Genomic DNA, 17590 nt, shown 5'->3' on the forward strand with positions numbered 1-17590 from the left:
GCCGTGGCAGCGCGCGAATAGCCGTGCGCTGGTTGCTCGGCGGCCTGGGCGGCGAACCCGGCTCCCAGTTCCCGGATGAGCCTGCCGAGCGCGGCTATCTGCCGGCTGAACTGTACGAGGGCCGGAACGTCGGCGGGTCCGGCGGTGGAAGGCGGCAATGCTTCCTGCTGCTGTAGGGCGCTCGCCTGGGTGCGCAGGGCGAGCGATTCCTCGAAGGGAGCGATCACGGGTGGTTCCTGGAGGTGGTGTTGGGATGGCTCAGCGCGAGCGCGTAAGGGACAGGGATACGGGCGCGGCTACGGCAGCAGTCATCGTGAACGGCTCGGACCTGGGGAGGGCGCCGGTCGAGTGGGCGCGGGCGGCTTCGACCCGAGCCTGCTGGGTATCGATGATCGAGACCGTCGTCAGGATGGACCGTCCAGCCTTCGTCAGCTCGCTGTGAGCGGTCGAGACCGCCTCGTCGATGACCTGGCTCGCGGTCGCGAGGGCTTGGTCGACGTCGGGGCGGCCGCGCAGGGGGCCGAGGTGGGACAGTGTCGCGAGCTGGTCGGTGAGTGCTCCCAGGGCGGAGACGGTCTGGCCCGTCCGGTCGGCGACCTCGCCGTAGGTCCAGGCCGCCCGCAGGACGTGCTCGGGTACGGGATCCACGGCTACCCGCGCTTCGATGGCCTGGCCCATCTCGGTGATCAGGTGGCCGAGTTCGGTGATCTGCCGGCCGACGGCGGTGGCTTCCGCGAGCCGGGTCGGCAGGCTGGTCATGGCGGGCAGCTTCGCGTCCTGTGCTTCGAGGCGGAGGGCCAGGGACTGAAGGGCGAGGGATTCGCTGGCGGGTGTGTTCACGAGGGGCTCCGGTGGGGGCGGGTGCGGATGACGGGGTCGGTGACCACGTGCGGGATCTTGGGGGAGGCGGGGCCGGGCATCGTGCGGCCGGTGGCTCGGGCGGGGCTGCGGGCGAGCGCGGCGCTGACGCGGGCGGCCTGGTCGGCGCCCGGCCGTGGTTGCGGCTCGGGTGGAGAGGTGGCCGTGCGCCATCGCTCCCGCACCTGGTCGACCGGACCGAGCACGTGCAGCGCCTGGCCGATGAGTTGTCCGGGGGCGAGTCGGTCGTCGTCGGCATGAGCGGCGATCTGCCGGGCTGCGACGGCAGCGGTGCGGTTGAGGGAGCCGCGCAGGAGCTGCTCGCCGAGCCACTCGGCCGAGCCGGCCGCTCCATTGCCGAGCACGGTGGAGAGGCGTTCGCCGGTGAGGGTGCCGTCGGCGAGCAGGCCCCGCCGTTGTACTTCCCACAGGGTGGTGGCCGGGTCGATCGGCTCGCCCCGGTGGTGGAGCGCTCCGAGGCAGCGGTAGAGGTGGCCGTGGCCCGGGTCGGCGAAGTCGCCGGGCCGCAGCCAGCCGAACACCTCGCCGATCGCGCCGTCCTGGTGGACGAGCAGCGCGAGCAGGAACCGCTCGTCCTCGATCTGACCCGGCGTGGGTGCAGCAGCAGCGACGACGGCTGGCGGCACGGCAGGGGCCTGCGGCCTCGGCGGGGCTCCCCAGCGCCAGGCGAGGTCGGCCAGGACGCCTACCAGGACGTCGGCTTGGGCGACCGTGCCGTCGGCCTCGTGCTGCCGGGTGCCCTCGTCGGCGACCGCGAGCAGGCGGGCGGCATGCTCGGCGACGGTGCGGTGGATGGCGCCTTCGAGCACCATCCGGCCGTAGAGCGGCGCGTTCGCCGGGCGCGGACAGGCCGCGATCAGGGCGTGCGGATAGGAGGCGGTGAGCCCGCGCACGTGGCGGCCCGCCTCGGCGAGGCTGTCGTTCAACCAGCTCAGCGGCACAGTGCCCTCGGCGGCGAGAGCCGGGTGCCCGGCACCGCCGAGGGCGCGCAGGGCAGCGAACAGGGCTTGGTGGGCCGGGCGGTAGAAGTCGCGCGGCTCCAGCCAGTCCAGGCGGTCGAGCTGGCGCGGATCGAGCAGGACCGCGCCGAGCACGGCCTGCTCTCCCGTGAGCAGCGGGTCCATCACGCTGCCCCGTCGTCCTCGGCCCGCAGCCGGGCGACCTCGCGGTCGGCGGCAGCGCTGGCCGCGGCGAACCGGTCCAGCGCGCCTGTGAACACCGGGTCGGTGGCAAGGAGGGAACCGGCTCCGGTGATCAGCCACCAGTGGCCCCCGCGCCGGACCACGGGCGCCCCGGACAGCGGGGCCGATGCGCGCCGGCGCGTGACGATGTTCGGATCGGACATGCAGGACTCCCGGAGAGCATGGGGAAGCTGAGCGAAGAGGGGAGAGGTAAGCGGCGCTCAGGCCGAGAAGGTGAAATCGTCGCGGCCGTGGATGGTTTTGGCGAGGGCGCGTTCGGTGATGGCTTTGGTGGCACGGGCGGAGGCAGGGCCGATCTCCTTGGCCGAGCGCTCCTTGTACCAGGGCTTGAGGTCAAGCATGGCGACCCGCATGCCGGTGGCGAAGAGCAGGATCTTGCCCTTGGGGAGCGCGCGGATCTCGTCGGGCGGCAGGATGCGCTCGGTGCGCATCGACACCGACGTCGACTTGCCGCTGTCGGAGTTGGAGACGGAGACGGTCTGTACGTCGTGCTCGCCGATCTGCCGCGACAGCCTGTCCGCGAAGTCGGCGTCGTCGATGCCGCTGCCGATGACCTTGACGGTGGCCGCGGACCAGAGGGCGTCCATGCCGGCCTCTCCCCAGCAACGCTGGCCCTGGCGGTAGGACTGCAGGATGGTGATCGGGATGACGCCCCGGCTGCCGAGGTGGGAGTAGAGGTCCGGCAAGTCCGAAATCCTGCACACGTTGGCGGCCTCGTCGAGGACACACAGGGCGGGCGGGTCGAGTCGGCCGCCGTTGCGTTCGGCGACGATGACGGCCGCGCGCAATACCGCGTCGGCCGCCGCTGCGATGATCGCCGAAGCTGAGCCGCCGCCGTCCTTGCTGAGGAGGAACAGAGTGTCTCGCGAGGAGGCGAAGTCGAAGGGCTTGAACTCCGGCAGATCGGGCGTGGGGGTGACCCAGGCGGCGATCTCCGGGTCCAGCAGGCAGCTCGCGTACTGCCGCGCCGTCTCGTAGATGCCGTCCCTCGTCTCCGTGGCGCCGGTGACGGTGCCCTGGAGCTGGGCGGCGACCGCGTGGTGGCCGGCGTCGGTGAGCAGGTCGACGGGGGTGCGGTCGGAGGGCGAGGCGAGCCAGGCCAGCACGTCGGTGATCGGGCGGCGATGGCTCGCGGCGGCCAGGAACAACGAGCCCAGCGTGTTGCTCGCCGCAGTGGACCAGAAGTCGGAGCCGCTGGACTCGTCGACGGAGGCGGTGACGAAGTGCCCGGCGAGGCGCTTGGCGCCGGCGAGGTCGCGGGCGTCCGCGAGGATGTCCCACCACATCTCGCGCGGGTGGTGCGCGATCTGCTGCGGGTCCAGCGTCCACACCTTGCCGACCGTCGCGCGGGCGTCGACGCACGCTGTGTAGGCGTCGTTGGCGGCCTTGTTCGAGGTCAACAGCACTGGTCCGGGGGCGGCGAGGATCGCCGGGATCGCGATGCCGCTGGTCTTGCCAGAGCGGGGAGCCATGATCGCGACCATCACGTCCTCCCACGAGGCACGGACCTGCGCCTTGCCCGGGGAGAGGGTGCCGATGGGGATGCCCCGGTCGGCCGGAGTGACGTCCTTCTCGTCCTTCAGGCTCGGACGCAGGCTGCGAGCCCTGTCCGTGACCTCCTTGTCCAGCAGCGGCGCGATGTCTGCCTTGCGGGCCAGACCGCCCTTCGTCCCGGCGCGGTGACGCAGCCACAGGACGAACAGGGCGGTGGCGGATGCGAGGGTGAGCGCGCCGGGGACGACGCGGGCGCCGACGAGGACGGCGGCCGGGTCGAGGTGGGGCCACAGCCGGCCAGGGTGAAGCAGGGCGTCGGTGGCGTTGAACGGTGCCCAAGGGCCGCAGCCAGCAAGGGCGTTGGTGAGGTTGCCGGTCAGCCAGGCGAGGGCGTCGTAGGCGAGGGCCGCGCCGAGTAGACCGAACAGGAGGTAGAGCAGCGCATCCGATCCGGTGGTGGTAGACGGCGCGCTCGTGCGCGGGGAGGGCAACAAGGGGTTCCTGGGAGGTGCGAGCGGGCGGTGGGCGGGGCACGCTCGGATCTGGTGTGAAGCACGGAACGGCTCTCCTTGGTAGCGGGGATGGCGGAACGTTTCAGCGGGCTCGGAGGGCAGGCCCGGCCGATGCGGCTGGCGCGGGCGGCAGCCGGATGGCTGCGGCTGCGGCGGGCGCGCTCGGGGTGGTGGTGCGGGCGAGGGCTGCGCGGCTTTGCAGGTCGTCGTCGGCCCGGACAGCGGTGGTGCCCGGCGCGTGGAACACGGCGCGCTGCACCTCGTCGACGGCCCCGTCCAGGTCGGCCTGGAGCGCGACGAGTTGGTCGGACGCGAAGCCGAACCGGTCGGAGAGTTCGACCTGGTCGGGGCCGAGGTCGATGATGTGCTCGGAGGCGGTCTCCAGGGCCTCCTGGAGGTACACGAGCATCCCCTCGTCCGGGTCGAGCAGCTGGTCGAGCACCCCGGCGAGTTCGGCGAAGTCGGTGCTGCCGCGAAGCTCATCGGTGAGACCGAGGACCTGTCGGCCCGCGGTGTGGAGCGGCTCGACGGCGAGCCGGGGGTCGAGGGCAACCTTGTAGCGGGCAGCCCGCAGCATCTCGGCGGCTTGGGTGGCCATGGCGGCAGCGTCGGGGTGGGGTGTGGTGGTGGGCAGTCGGTGGCGGCGGCCGTGCCAGTCGTCGATCTGCTTGAACCCCGCGTGGCGGAGGAGGGTGGCCGACAGGTCGTCGCTGGTGCCGGTGGCGACGATGCTGCCGCTGGGTTCGGCGCTGATGGTGATGACGGGCATCCGGTGGTCCTTGGTGGTGGTGACGGCACGGGTGAGGTGGCCGAGTTCGGCGGCGATGCGGGTGCACTCGGCCTGCACGTGGAAGGGGTCGCGGTAGGTGCCGTGGATGTATCCGTCCTCGCGCACGACGGTGGCGACGACGTGCACCGACCGGTCGCCGTTGCGGATCGCGGCCCACCGGCAGCCGTCCGGGTCGCCGGTGGGGGCGAGACCGGTCGCGGTGACCAGGCGCCGGGCGACGTCGGCCCACTGGGCGTCGCTCAGGTCCGGGTGACGGGGGTCGGAGCGCACCGAGCACATCCACACCGGGTACTCGGGCGCCCGGGCGCCGAGCCGCAGGGCCGGAGCGTCGAGCACGCCGCCGCCGAGGACCTCCTGCGGGTCGCCGAACAGCGGCAGCTGCTTGTCGGCGCCGCGGTAGTCGGCGCCGATCAGCCAGGGACGCAGCCGGCCGCGCGGGTTGTCCAGGCCGTAGAGGGTGGGGATCATTGCGGCCGTGGTGGCGGCACGCTGCAGGTGGGCGATCACGGCGTCCCCTCTCGGACGGGCGGCGAGGTCCGGCAGGCAGGCCGGTAGGGCGAGAATCCGCGGGTTCGGCGGCTTGGACGGGCTGGAGATCGATGGTAGGCCCGGCCCCGGCGGAGGCCGGCCCGGTCGGTCCGCGTGCGTCGGCGCGGCGAGATGAGAGCCCGCCTTCACGAGCGGGCCCGGTCAGACGAAGGGGTTCTCGGTCGGCCGGTCGGCGTCCAGGGCCGCGTCGAGGAGTTCGGGCAGGTCGCCGGGTTCGGAGACACGCTGGTCGATCCACCAGCCTGCACGGGTGATCGTGCGGGCCTGATCCTCCATCTGCTCCCACCGAGGGTCCGGCATGCCTCCGTCGAGGACGAGCTCGGTGTAGGCGGCGGTAAGGACCTGGTGGCGGCAGCGGACACCCCAGGCGATCCCGCGTTCGGTGCCTTCCAGCGGCGGCATCCGGTACTGCTGGGACCAGGCCTCCGAATCGGCCTGCTCGGCTGCGCGCTTGGCCTGCAGCCACTCCGCCTTGCCCGTCTCGGCGTTGCCCTGGCTGGCGCGCCAGCAGCCCGTGCACTCCTGCCCGGCCAGCCACTCGGCGAAGCCGGCTCGGCGGTCGGCCGGGCGAGTTCCGAGATCACGCTCGACTTCGTGCCCGCACCCGTGGGTGATCATCCAGACCTTCTTCACTGCCATGTTCTGTCTCCTGCTGTGTTCGTGGTGCTGGTTGATCAGCTGCGGTGGTCACCGGCGGTGGCACGGCTGAGGACGGTGTTCGTGAGGGTGCGCTCAACGGCGACGGTGTACCGGCCGCGCTCCGCTGAGGGCGGAGGGTCCTCGCCGAGGCGACGGCTTCGAGGCTGGACGCGCGGTAGTGTCGAGGTCCGGCAGGCGGGCCTTCCGATCTCGGTGAGCACCCTCGGCCGGATCACCGCGCAGATGGTCGGTGAGGGCCGCGTCCGGATCCTGTGCGTGAACAGCGAGGTCGCCGGGATCGCGGAGGGATGGGGTGTCGTTGCCGGGGCCGGCAGCAGCGGACACAGGGGCTTCAAGGCGGTTCGGGTGAAGCAGAGTTGGTCAGCGGGTGCGGGCAAAGGCGATGCGCGGGTCGACAGCCGCAGGCGGCACGCCGTTGCCGAGCACACCGACAGAGGCAGCAGGAGCGGGCTGGTGAGCTGGCCCACCGAGAGCGGCCTCATCGACGCGGAACTTGTGCGTGGTGAACGCCTGCCGGACTTCTGCGCGGTGAGCGGCGACGTCCTCGGCGAGCCGGGGTTCCAGGGCGACCTGGAAGTTGCCCCGCCGCAGTCCGGCGACGGTGTGGGCCACGACGTCGAGCGACTCAGCGCGGGTGCCGGCCGGAGGGAGGTAGACGTCGAGGTCCCGGTGATGTCGCCAGCCGTCGGTGTCAAGGAAGATGCCGGGGTCGAAGGGCAGGTGGTCGTTGACGGCGGCGACGATGCCCAGGGTCGGATGCTCGGCGAAGGCGACGTCCGGACCGGTGTCCGCTGACGGGGTGCGCTCCGGCTCGACGGTGGCCTGTCGTCGCTGCTTGGCGAGGTTCTCGGGAGCCAGGGCCATGTCGGAGTCGACGCGGTAGCCGGCGCCGGTGAGGAGCTTGGCGGCCCAGGCGGCGCGCTCGGGAGCCTCGCGATGCTGGTCGGTGAGCGTGTAGAGGCTGGGGTGACCGGGGACGCGGTGGAAGTCAAGGCGTTCGAGCATCCACTGTGCGGCGGCGGACTGGGAGGGCAGTGCGGCGACGATGCCGTGGTCGGGGTGGTGCCCTATGGCGACGTCGGGCGGCGGGAAGGAATCGGTGGCCGGCACGGGTGCGCTCCGCTTCGGAGAATGTGGGCTGGTGGGGGCAGGCGGGACGCGGGCACGGTCTGGGTGGCGGGGCGAACGAGAAGGGGTGCATGGACTGCTCCTGCGGGAATTCGGCCCGGCGCTCGGCTCGGGCGGCAGGGCGATGGTGCCGGGATCGGGCGGTTTGGCCCGGCCGGGATCCGGTGGTAGCGCCCGCCGCTATCGGCTCGGCTGACGGGAGCCGGAGCGCGGCGGTGTGGTTGCCGCGCTCGAAGCGGCAGGTCGGTCAGGCGCTCATACGGAAGTCGGTGTCGTAGAGAGGCTTCTCCTCGGGGTGGAGGAGGTGCTGCACGATGAAGCTGAGGCCGGCGACCTTCCACAGGCCCCGGCCGCGGGTGAGTGCCGCGATCGCCTGGGCTTCGACACCGGTCAGGCCGAGGAGGGAGATGGACACCTGGACCTGGTCGGGTTCCTGGCGGTAGATGATCCGGGTCGAGCAGTCGGCCAGGAGGCCTTCGGCGAGGACGCGTCCTCGCGATCCGGCGTCGCCGGCGGACAGGAGGTCGGACAGCCGGTGGAGGATCAGGAGGTTGGCGATGCCCAGGCCGCGGCTGAGCTTCCACTGCTGCTGCATGCGCTCCAGGAGGCCGAGGTGGCGCATGATCCGCCACGCCTCGTCGTAGATCACCCAGCGGCGGCCGCCGGCCGGGTCGGCGAGGGCGGTCTCCATCCAGGCGCTGGCGCAGGTCATGGCGAGGACGAGGGCGGTGTCGTCGCCGCTGCTGCCGAGGCGGGACAGGTCGATGGAGAGCATCGGTGCGGTCGGGTCGAAGGCCACGGTGGATGGGGCGTCGAACATGCCGCTGAGGTCGCCGTGGACCAAGCGGCGCAGGGCGTGGGTGAGGTCGTCGGCGGCGTGGCTGAGGCCGCCGCCCTGGTCGCCCAGGGCGGCGTCGAGGCGCTCCGGGTGGCTGAGGGCGTGGGCGATGTCGCCGAGCAGAGGTACGGCACCGCTCGCTTCGGCGCCGGCGACGACCAGGTCCAGGGCGACGTCCAGGCCGGTGTGTTCCATGGGCAGCAGGTCGCGCTTGAGCACGGTGCCGGCCAGGCTCGCCAGGAGGAGCAGACGGCGCTTGCGGACCTCGGCGCGCCAGTCGCCCTCGCTCACCCCTGCCGGTGCCGGTGGCGCGTCCAGGGGGTTGAGCCTTCCCGGCAGGCCGGGGCCGAGGGCGATGGTCTGTCCGCCCAGGGCCTCGGCGAGGCCGGTCCATTCGCCCTTCGGGTCGGAGGGCACGTAGATCTTGTAGCCGTGGGCGATGGCCCGGGTGGCGATGGACTTGGCGAGTGCGCTCTTGCCCATGCCGATGACGCCGCACAGGATCGCGTTCGGGTTCGTGAACCCCTCGACGCGGCCGGAGTTGTAGAGCGAGAACGGGTCGTAGCAGAAGGAGCCTTCGGCGTGGAGGTCGCGGCCGATGAAGATCCCTTCAGCGCCGAGGCCGGCTTCGGCCAGGAAGGGGTAGGCGCCGCCGGCGACGGCGGTGGTCATGCGGTGCCTGGGCAGGCGGAGCCGGCCGCCGCGTGCGGAGGCGGCGCCGGGCCGCCCGGCGGCCGGGTAGGTGGGTTGAAGCTCGGGGTCAGCGCCTTCGTGCTCGCGGCGCTCGGCCGGGGCCCCGGCCGAGCGGGCCTTGGTGCGGGCCTCGGCGAACTCGGCGCGGGCGGCGCGCTGTTGGGCGCGGGTGGTCTTGCGGGGGACGAAGAGCGGGGAGGCGCTTGCGCGGTTCCTGGGCATGATCACCAATCCGGTGGTCGAGGTTCAGCGGCGGATGAGGCCGGTGAACGGGGAGTTGAGGTCGGCTGGGGTGGTGCGGCGGCGGACCAGCTGGGCGGTCTGCTGGTGGCGGCGACAGATGGTCAGAGACGGTGCACCTTCGGGGATGCGCGCCCGGCAGTGGTCCGGGCCGGGCACCTCACCGGAGCCCGGGCGGGGCGAGGCATGGTAGGCGGCGTGGAGGTGGTCGGCGGCCTGCCACAGACGGGTGCGGGCGGCCTTCAGGTGGTCGCCCTCGGTCGGAAGCAGCGGGGCGGTGCGCTGGGTGTGGGCGTCGAGCAGGCCTTGCAGTGCGACCAGGTGCTCGTGCAGGGAGTCGAGCTCGGCCCGGGAGGCGACCAGCGGGCCGGTGGGGATGTTGAGCGCGCGGTGGAAGTCGATCGCTGCGGTCGCGTAGGGGACGAAGTCCTGCGCGGAAGCGGGGGCGGCCGGCATCAGGCGGCGAGGGCGAACGGCAGGGCGGCGGCGGTGAACGCCTCGGCCTGCTGCCAGGTGAGCGGGCGCAGGTCGAGCTGGGCGCCGACGGCGGCGGTCTCCACCACGGCGCAGGCGGAGCGCAGTTCGTCCTCGGTGTCGGCGGAGACGGTCAGCAGACCGGTCAGCGCGACGTCGGCGTGGCCGGCGATCAGCTGGCGTTCGCGGTGCTGGATGTCCTGGTACTCCACCGAGTCCGACTCGCTGGACACCTGCCCCTTGCGGGCACGTTCGGCCGAGTCGGCGATCACGCTGGCCTTCTTGCGGCGCACGTCACGCATCGCCGAATCGAGGTCCTGCGGCTCGTAGGCGAGGGAGACGGTGCGGCGCACGCCGGAGGCGAACAGCACCTGATGCAGGAATCCCGGGTTGACCTCGGTGCGGGGCCAGTTCTCCACCCAGTAGGTCGCGTGGTGAGCGGAGTCGGTCGAGATGTGGTCCGCCTTCTCCACGACGACCACCGGGCCCGCGGCAGCCGGGTCGGCAGCGGGGCGTCCGTCCTGGGACCACTGGTCCAGAGCGGCACGGGACTTGGGGTCGTAGGCGGTGCGGGCGACGGCGGCGATCTCGGCGGCGGACAGCCAGCCGGTCGGGTTGAGGCCGGCGGTGCGGGCGGACTGCTCGAACGAGCCGGCCAGCTGCGCCAGGACCGCGAACGCACCGGTCAGGCCGCCGCCGGCCTGGTTGATCAGTCGCCGTGCGCCCTTGAAGTCGAGGGCGATGGCGACGTACGCCTCGTGCGGCGCGGCCGCCGGCCCGGCGCCTCGGATCAGCTCGCCGTAGAGGGCGCCGGCCAGCGGGGCTCCTGGCGTTCCGTGTTCCTCCCAGTAGCGGCGCAGTGCGTCGCCGGAGTCGGGGACGGTGCGCTCGATGACCTGGATACGGGCGACCTGACCGGTGCGCGCGAGCGCCGCGAGCGCCCGACCCCAGCCGTTGACGTTGGCGTTCTGGGTACCGGGGTCGAGCAGGGCGTACGCGCGGCTGCTCACCTTGACGACGGCGGTGAGGGTGCCGGCGTGCGGGTCGTGGACGGCGCCGTAGTGGCGGTCGGGAGCGTTGACTACGCGCAGGCTGGCCGCACTGCCGGGCAGGTGCAGCAGACCCTCGCGCATCGGGCGGCGGGAGGGACGGGCGAGCCAGAGCAGCTGACCGCGGAAGCGGCGCAGCGCGTAGCGGATGGCGATCGGGCCCCAGTCGGCGAGGGTGCGGCCCCGGTAGCGGAGGAGGACGACTGCCGCGGCACCCGCCCATACCGGTATGAGCTGGAGGGCGCCGATGACGCCATGGGTGGTGAGGACGGCGAGCAGCAGGAGACCAGCGGTGGTGGTGGTGACCAGCTGGGAGAAGCTGAGGCCGAGCAGGATGCCCCGGCGGCTGCGGTGGGGGAACTTGACGGCTGTAGGTGTGGCGTCGGACTGCAAGGTGGAGGACATCGGGGTTCCAGGGGACAGGGCGCGGGCGGCGGGCGGGGTCGCGGCGCTCGTCTGGACGTCATCGCGGGAAGTCCTTCACTGAGGGGAGGGGCCTGGGGCAGGCGACATGTGGTGACCTGCCCCAGGACCGTTGAACGGGCCGTTGCGCGGGCGTCAGGAAGCGGGGTTGCTGCTCCGGCTCGGGTAGACGAACCGGACCGGGGCCGGGTCTCCGGCCGTAGTCGGGTCGTTGGCGCCCGGTGGCGGCGCCGTGGGAACGGCGGCGCCGGCAGGTGTCGACGGTGCGGGAGCGGTCGATGCCGAGGCCGCACCGGGCACCGGGGCGCTGCCGGGAGCGGACGGTGCGACCGAACCTGCCAGTTCGACGCCTTGGCCGCGAGGCACGGCAGTTGCCTCGCCGCCGCCCGACTGCGGCTGCTCCCGGCCGCCGCCGGAGGAGGCCCGCGTGATCAGCGCTGGGATGCCGGGCCGGGTGACCAGGGCCCGGCCGCGGTCGCCGGATGCGGTGGGGTCCTCTCCGAAGCGGAATTTCGTCGGCTGCTGTGCGGGGCCGGCGTCGATTCCTTCCTTGCTGATCCGACCGGTCGGGTCGATGCCGGAGGCGACACCTCCGCCGCCGACGCCCGGAACCTGGGCAGGGCCCTGCGGTGCCGGGCTGCCGGTGCCCATCTGCATGGCCAGTGATCCGGCGGTCCTCGCCGCCCCGGCGGCGGTCGCCATCCCGGCCATGCCGGTGCGGTGGACATCGTCGTGCCCACTGCCGTCGGTCGCCCAGTGGACGAACTTGTAGACGGCGTACGGGCACAGGAGCACCAGCACCATGATCACGATTCCGGCCAGGGCGTCGGACAGGGCGGCCATGCCGTCCTTGGCGTCCGTCTTACCGAGCGCGGAGACACCGACGAGGAAGACCACCGTCATCAGCAGCTTGCTGACGACCAGGGTGGCGGTGGCCTCGATCCAGCCGCGACGCCAGCGCTTGGCGACCTCCCAGCCGCCGCCGGCCCCCGCGAACGCTGCGAGCGCGACCAGGATCAGGACGCCGACCTTGCGGGCGACCATCACGCCCCAGTAGAGGAACGCACCGATGGCGCTGCCGACCGCGACCAGCGCGGGGATCGCCCAGCCGAGGGCGAACATGGGGCCGAACTGACTGATCTTGATCATGCGCCTGACGGCGTCGGCCACGCTGGTGTTCGCCGCTTGGAACAGCCCGGCCGACAACGCGTCCACCGTCGTCACCGCCACCGCGGTGAAGGAGATGGCACCGAAGGAGAACAGGACGCCGGTCATGGTGCCCCAGGCCGCCTTGGCCAGGGCCCGCTCGTCCCGGCGCCAGGCGGCCAGGATCAACTGCGCGCAGAAGGTGCCCACGGTCAGGATCAGGCCGATCGGCAGGATCAGCTGGTAGTTGTCCCTGAACCACGGGGCGGAGAGGTCGATGGCGGTGGTCTCGTCGACCGCCTTCGCACAGAGGTCGACGGCACTGGCCGCGAGTTGGCCCATCGACTTGGCGATCCACGCGCCGATGCCGTCGGTGATGCTCTTGCCCGGATCGCTGACGAAGTTGATACCGTCGACGATGTCGCACACTTGGGCGACCATCGGGAGATTGCAGATGTCCACGAGGAGCTCCCGGGGTCACGGCGCCACGGCCGGCAGCACACCGGCCAGAGCGCACGGGCGGTCGGGACGGCACTGCACGGCGACGGTGACCGCACGGTCCTCGGCCCCGCCCTGCGGGGCGCCGTTCCAGGAGATCGACTGCTTTCCGGAGACCGTGACGGCGTAGACGTAGGCCTGCGTGATCGCTCCCGGATCGGCCTGCAGCGCCTTGGTGAACCTGTCCGGGAAGTGCGCCTCCGCCGCGGTCGCGGTGGCGAACTGCCCGCTGTCGGCCATCCGGCCCCAGAGCAACGGTGAGGGCACCAGACGGTCGACGGAGTCGGCGTCGGAGTACTGGCCTTCGGCGGCCAGCCACCGGTGGAGCGAGGCCACGAGTTCCGGCTGGGAGGAGACACGGGTGTCGTACGACCAGAGGGCGACTGCCGAGGCCTTCGCGAACGCGATCGGATCATGTGTCGAGGGTGGGCCCGCCGGTGCGTACGCGTGCGTGCCCGGTTGAGCCGACCCCGTCGGCCCTGGTACAGGCGAGGACGACGAACTCGTGCCGGCGGCGGGGTGGTCGGAGGCACTTCGCCCGTCCCGGGTGAGGTAGGCCAAGAGTCCCGAGCAGACGACGAGCACCATCAGGACGACGGTGCCCAGCAGCACCCTGCGGTGTGCGAGCCCGCTGCCGGACGGTCCGCTGCGGGACGCGGTGAAGGAACGTTTCTGCATTACTTGACCTGGCTTCCCAGGGCCGAGAAGAAGGCGACCACGCCGTTCGCGGCACCGAGCAACAGCGCAGCTCCGGCACTGACGAGCACGCCCTTCTTGCCGTTGGCCTCGGCCTGGTGGCCGCCCGAGTGGTGGCCCCAAGCCCACACCCCTGCGCTCACCGCCAGGGCGCCGACGACCGCGATGATGCCGAACAGATTCAGCGAGCCCATCACCTGCTTGAGGACCGAAAGGCCGGGCAGGCCGCCCTCGTTGGGGGTGATGCCGGGGTCGTAGGCGAGCTGTACGACTGCGTCCGCGAGATACAAGGGAAGCTCCAGAGCGGTTCAGGGCGCGCGAAGGCAGCCCAGAGAAGAGGGGGAGAAGAGAGAGGGGGAGGAGAAGCCGGTCAGGCGACCCGGCGGGCGGCGAGGATCTCCGGCCGCCACGAGGCGAGGGTCGAGATCTTGACCACGTCACCGGTCTTCGGCGCGTGCACGATCAGCCCCGAACCGATGAACATGCCCACATGCTCCGGCACGGCGGCGCTGCCCCGGGTGAACAGCAGGTCGCCCGGCTTGAGCGAGTCCGCCGAGACGGCGGTTCCCTGCTTGACCTGGTCGTACGTGGTCCGCTCCAGCGAGACGCCAGCCGAGCGGTAGGCCATCTGCATCAGCGAGGAGCAGTCACACCTGCCCATCGGGTCCGCACCGTGCGAGTTCGCGCAGGTGCCGCCCCACTGGTACGGGGTGCCCAACTGCCCAAGAGCCCAGCGGATCGCGGCCTGCACCTGCTGCGGTGCATCGGCCGGGACGGTGTACCCGGCCGGCAACGACCCCGGCGGGATCGTGCCGAAGTCGGTGCCGTCGCCACCAGCCGTCGGCGTCCCGCAGCTCACACCGCTGGGCGTGGGGTTCGGTGTGCTGCCAGCCGTCGGGGCCGCGGTGGGTGAGGTGCCGGCGGCGGGGGAGAGCAGGGGGGCGATCGCCTTCTGCAGGGCCTCCGCCAGCGGCTGCCACTTCGCGTAGGCGTCGGGGAAGCCGGAACGCTGCACCGCCTGGGCGGCCTGCGTGACGGTCATCGACTCCCAGCCGTTGACCTTCTGCAGTGCCTCGTAGAACTTCGTCGATGCGTAGACCGGCTGAATTATCTGGTCCGGCGTCCCCCAGCCCTGGCTCGGCCGCTGCTGGAACAGGCCCAGCGAGTCCCGATCGCCGTAGCGGATATTACGGAGTTCGCTCTCCTGCAGCGCCGTTGCCAGGGCAACGACCTGACCGCGGAGGGGGATGCGCATGGCCACGCCGGTGGCCTGGACGGTCTTCGCGTTGGGGATCTGCTCGTCGGGCATGCTCAGCCCAGCCACGCTCGGGGCGCTCAGCGGACTGGATCCCTTCAGAATCGCCTCGACCTGCGCCGCGACCGCCGAACTGTCCACGCTCTGCGGTCCACCGCCGGGCGGGCACGAGGCCGAAGTGGCCGAGGCGTTGCCCGCTCCGACGATCACCACCGGCAGGGCCAGCATCAGCGGACTGCACGCGACGACCCCGACGAGCGCGCCGACCGCCTTCTTCACGGCGCCCACCGGTCGCCGGGCAGCGGCTGGGAGGACCGCGGGGGTGGATGAGGGCACAGGTGTGCCAGGGCATGCTGCAACGCAGCGGCTCCTTGCGGGATTCGTAGGAGAGCGCGGTGCCGGCCTCTCGTGCGAAGAAGTCGCCGGCACCGCGCCGGTGGTGAAGCCGTCCTGGCTCAGGACGGGCCCGGGTCAGAGGAGTTGGTGGCTCCCGGACACCGGTCTCGGTTCACACGCGGCAGCCGGCCGCGCTCGTAATCTCAGGCAGAACACGAAGACCCCTTCAGGGCGTGGGGAAGGTGCGCCGGTCGTCGCGCGTCTCGCTCCGGGACGGGACGGGACGGCCAACGCTCAACGCATCGCGGAGCGACACGACTTGGCGCGCTGCCCGGTCGGCATGGCCAGACAGTAGACGCGAAGTCCGGCCGCACCAAACGAGCCCTGACCAGCCGCGATGGCCCGCTTGGTCCGTTAGGGACAGCCGCCGATCGCGGCTACCTTGCCCTGCATCACCGCCCCCAGGCGGCTGCCGCCGCGCCAGCCGGTGCCGGTCCACCCCTGACCCGAGGAAGGTCCCCATGCCCGACTTCACCCTCCACCGAGGCGACGCCCTCACCGTCCTGAAGAACCTCCCCGACGAGTCCGTCCACGCGGTCATCACCGACCCGCCCTACAACAGCGGCGGCCGCACCAGCTCCGAACGCACCGGTCGCGACGCGCGCGCCAAGTACGTGACGAGCGGGTCCGCCCACGACCTCAAGACCTTCCCCGGCGAGAACCGCGACCAGCGCTCCTACCGCTCCTGGCTCACCGAACTCCTCACCGAGGCCTACCGGGCGAGTACCGAACATGCGGTCGCCATGGTCTTCACCGACTGGCGCCAGGAACCCACCACCAGCGACGCGCTCCAGATGGCCGGCTGGACGTGGCAGGGCACCATCCCCTGGATCAAACCCGCCAGCCGCCCGCGCAAGGGAGGCTTCAAGCAGTCCGCGGAGTTCATCACCTGGGGCGTCAAGGGCACCCTCGACAACAGCCGGGACCTCTACCTTCCCGGCCACTTCACCGCCTCACAGCCCCGCAAGGACCGCGTCCACATCACCCAGAAGCCACTGGAGATCATGCAGCAGCTCGTCCGCATCTGCCCCGAGGACGGCGTCGTCCTCGACCCCTTCACCGGCAGCGGGTCCACCGGCGTCGCCGCCCTGCGCGAAGGCCGGCGCTTCGTCGGCGTCGAACTCTCGCCGCACTACGCCGACGTCGCCGAGAGGCGCCTGCGGGCCGAACTGACCCAGGACGACCTCGCCCTCGCCGGACCGGAGGCTTGAGATGAGAACCACCGGGCCAACCGCCCGCAGACGCGTGAGGGGCGGCTGGAGCACCCGGCTCCAGCCGCCCTCACGCGGTCTGTCAGGACTCCTCGACCGCCCGCCGGATCAACAGAACCGCCTTCGCCACGTCCCCCGACGATGCCCCGTCCCGAGGTGCCCGACAGCGCGCACGTCCCGCGTGAAGCCCTCCTCCAGCGCCACCGTGTCCGTGTCCAGCTGCAGGTACATCAGGATCGACCGGTGCGACGGGGACGGGCGGAAGACCACGGAGGCGATGTTCAGCAACCGCTTGTAGGCGAGGTAGTGCTTCAGCGCGACCACTTCCAGCTCGCCCGCCGCGGTCAGCGCCTCATCGAGCTCGCCGTACAGCTCCCGCAGACACCTGGGTACCTCCACCCGCCCGGCCGGGAGCGCGACCAGCTCGTCACTCATCCCACCTACTGCGTCGGCCGATGTCGACGAAGCCCAACCACCCACGCCTGGGACGGTCTCGACCAACTGCAACGTCAGCAGGTTTGGGTCGTAGACCCGGTAGCGCACCAGTGCGATCTCCATGGCTGGCCCGCTTCGGGGCCATCCAGGCGCGCGGGGGGAGCAGTTGTCGAGCTTGGTCGTGCGCTCGGGTTCGGCGGGACCATCCCCGCGCGGGCGGGGAGCAGATGAGCGGCTGGGCGTCGTACGACCGGACCTTGGGACCATCCCCGCGCGGGCGGGGAGCAGTCGCAGGTCCCGGCGTCCGTCATCGGCGGGTAGGGACCATCCCCGCGCGGGCGGGGAGCAGCAGCGTTTCACCGAGGGCAACGTCCCGGAGGCGGGACCATCCCCGCGCGGGCGGGGAGCAGAAGCACGCGATCGAGGCCGCAGGCGACTTCCAGGGACCATCCCCGCGCGGGCGGGGAGCAGACCCCTGCCGGCTGAGCCGTCGGCGGAGACCGGGGACCATCCCCGCGCGGGCGGGGAGCAGCGGCTCTGGATCACCTGTGCCGCGAACCGGTCGGGACCATCCCCGCGCGGGCGGGGAGCAGCAGAAGATGAAGGCCATGGCCTGGCCAACCTTGGGACCATCCCCGCGCGGGCGGGGAGCAGTCACGCAGATCGCGGATGCTCTGGGCTGCAGCGGGACCAGCCCCGCGCGGGCGGGGAGCAGTCCGTGCCCAGAACGCCGGTGATCGCCCAGTCGGGACCATCCCCGCGCGGGCGGGGAGCAGTGCATGCTCCTGCGGTCAAGGGCCCGCCCGGCGGGACCATCCCCGCGCGGGCGGGGAGCAGTCGGATGAGATGGCCGAGTGGCTGCGCGCGCAGGGACCATCCCCGCGCGGGCGGGGAGCAGTCGCGGCTTCCGTCTCGGCGCCGGTGACCGCTGGGACCATCCCCGCGCGGGCGGGGAGCAGATCTCCAGGTGCTCGCTGACGATCTCGGGGACGGGACCATCCCCGCGCGGGCGGGGAGCAGGC

16 protein-coding genes and 1 CRISPR repeat array are annotated in these 17590 nt (G+C 72.1%); of the genes, 1 reads left to right on the forward strand and 15 read right to left on the reverse strand.

From position 1 onward, the window contains the following. Positions 1 to 258: 258 nt before the first annotated feature. The 14 genes from ACFV04_RS16055 to ACFV04_RS16120 all read right to left on the reverse strand — a co-directional run bounded on the left by ACFV04_RS16055 (position 259) and on the right by ACFV04_RS16120 (position 14805). Positions 259 to 840, reverse strand: a complete 582-nt coding sequence (locus ACFV04_RS16055; protein ID WP_380529588.1) for a hypothetical protein — start codon at positions 838 to 840, stop codon at positions 259 to 261. Beyond that, entirely contained in the window at positions 837 to 2003 is a 1167-nt protein-coding gene (locus tag ACFV04_RS16060) for a DnaB-like helicase N-terminal domain-containing protein (RefSeq protein WP_380529590.1), read from the reverse strand. The genes ACFV04_RS16055 and ACFV04_RS16060 overlap by 4 nt, the downstream gene beginning before the upstream one ends. Then, positions 2003 to 2224, reverse strand: a complete 222-nt coding sequence (locus ACFV04_RS16065) for a hypothetical protein (RefSeq protein ID WP_380529591.1) — start codon at positions 2222 to 2224, stop codon at positions 2003 to 2005. The genes ACFV04_RS16060 and ACFV04_RS16065 overlap by 1 nt, the downstream gene beginning before the upstream one ends. Before the next feature lie 57 nt (positions 2225 to 2281). Next, positions 2282 to 4066 carry a type IV secretory system conjugative DNA transfer family protein gene (locus ACFV04_RS16070; RefSeq protein ID WP_380529593.1) on the reverse strand — a complete coding sequence of 595 codons (1785 nt, stop codon included), beginning with the start codon at positions 4064 to 4066 and terminating at the stop codon, positions 2282 to 2284. Positions 4067 to 4169: 103 nt separating this feature from the next. Then, the gene (locus ACFV04_RS16075; protein ID WP_380529594.1) at positions 4170 to 5384 is read right to left on the reverse strand and encodes a hypothetical protein; all 1215 of its coding nucleotides are present in this window, start codon (positions 5382 to 5384) and stop codon (positions 4170 to 4172) included. Between the two features lie 183 nt (positions 5385 to 5567). After that, positions 5568 to 6065: a hypothetical protein gene (locus tag ACFV04_RS16080; RefSeq protein WP_380529596.1), complete on the reverse strand. Its 498-nt coding sequence runs from the start codon at positions 6063 to 6065 to the stop codon at positions 5568 to 5570. 381 nt (positions 6066 to 6446) lie between these two features. Continuing rightward, on the reverse strand, positions 6447 to 7196 hold the full coding sequence (locus tag ACFV04_RS16085) for a hypothetical protein (protein WP_380529598.1): 750 nt from the start codon (positions 7194 to 7196) through the stop codon (positions 6447 to 6449). A 265-nt stretch (positions 7197 to 7461) separates the two neighbouring features. Beyond that, positions 7462 to 8967, reverse strand: coding sequence for an ATP-binding protein (locus ACFV04_RS16090; RefSeq protein ID WP_380529599.1), 1506 nt, complete (start codon positions 8965 to 8967; stop codon positions 7462 to 7464). Between the two features lie 24 nt (positions 8968 to 8991). Beyond that, a complete protein-coding gene (locus ACFV04_RS16095) occupies positions 8992 to 9441 on the reverse strand; it encodes a DUF6238 family protein (RefSeq protein WP_380529601.1) in 450 nt (149 codons plus the stop codon). After that, positions 9441 to 10913 (reverse strand): SCO6880 family protein, encoded by a 1473-nt coding sequence (locus ACFV04_RS16100; RefSeq protein ID WP_380529602.1) that lies wholly within the window; start codon positions 10911 to 10913, stop codon positions 9441 to 9443. Before ACFV04_RS16100 ends, ACFV04_RS16095 begins: the two co-directional genes overlap by 1 nt. A gap of 153 nt (positions 10914 to 11066) precedes the next feature. Next, entirely contained in the window at positions 11067 to 12539 is a 1473-nt protein-coding gene (locus ACFV04_RS16105; protein ID WP_380529604.1) for an ATP-binding protein, read from the reverse strand. 15 nt (positions 12540 to 12554) lie between these two features. Continuing rightward, complete coding sequence (locus tag ACFV04_RS16110) at positions 12555 to 13253, reverse strand: hypothetical protein (RefSeq protein ID WP_380529606.1); 699 nt, start codon at positions 13251 to 13253, stop codon at positions 12555 to 12557. Further along, positions 13253 to 13561 carry a DUF6112 family protein gene (locus tag ACFV04_RS16115; RefSeq protein ID WP_380529608.1) on the reverse strand — a complete coding sequence of 103 codons (309 nt, stop codon included), beginning with the start codon at positions 13559 to 13561 and terminating at the stop codon, positions 13253 to 13255. The genes ACFV04_RS16110 and ACFV04_RS16115 overlap by 1 nt, the downstream gene beginning before the upstream one ends. Positions 13562 to 13641: 80 nt before the next feature. Beyond that, the gene (locus ACFV04_RS16120; RefSeq protein WP_380529610.1) at positions 13642 to 14805 is read right to left on the reverse strand and encodes a C40 family peptidase; all 1164 of its coding nucleotides are present in this window, start codon (positions 14803 to 14805) and stop codon (positions 13642 to 13644) included. Between the two features lie 578 nt (positions 14806 to 15383). Here ACFV04_RS16120 and ACFV04_RS16125 point away from each other — a divergent pair. After that, positions 15384 to 16133, forward strand: coding sequence for a DNA-methyltransferase (locus ACFV04_RS16125; RefSeq protein WP_380529612.1), 750 nt, complete (start codon positions 15384 to 15386; stop codon positions 16131 to 16133). 108 nt (positions 16134 to 16241) lie between these two features. Here ACFV04_RS16125 and ACFV04_RS16130 read toward each other — a convergent pair whose 3' ends face one another. Further along, a complete protein-coding gene (locus tag ACFV04_RS16130; RefSeq protein WP_380529614.1) occupies positions 16242 to 16568 on the reverse strand; it encodes a hypothetical protein in 327 nt (108 codons plus the stop codon). 137 nt (positions 16569 to 16705) lie between these two features. Further along, positions 16706 to 17588: a CRISPR direct-repeat array (repeat unit 29 nt; unit sequence GGGACCATCCCCGCGCGGGCGGGGAGCAG). Positions 17589 to 17590: the final 2 nt, after the last annotated feature.

The organism is Kitasatospora sp. NPDC059599, assembly GCF_042735125.1.
Classification (GTDB): Bacteria; Actinomycetota; Actinomycetes; order Streptomycetales; family Streptomycetaceae; genus Kitasatospora.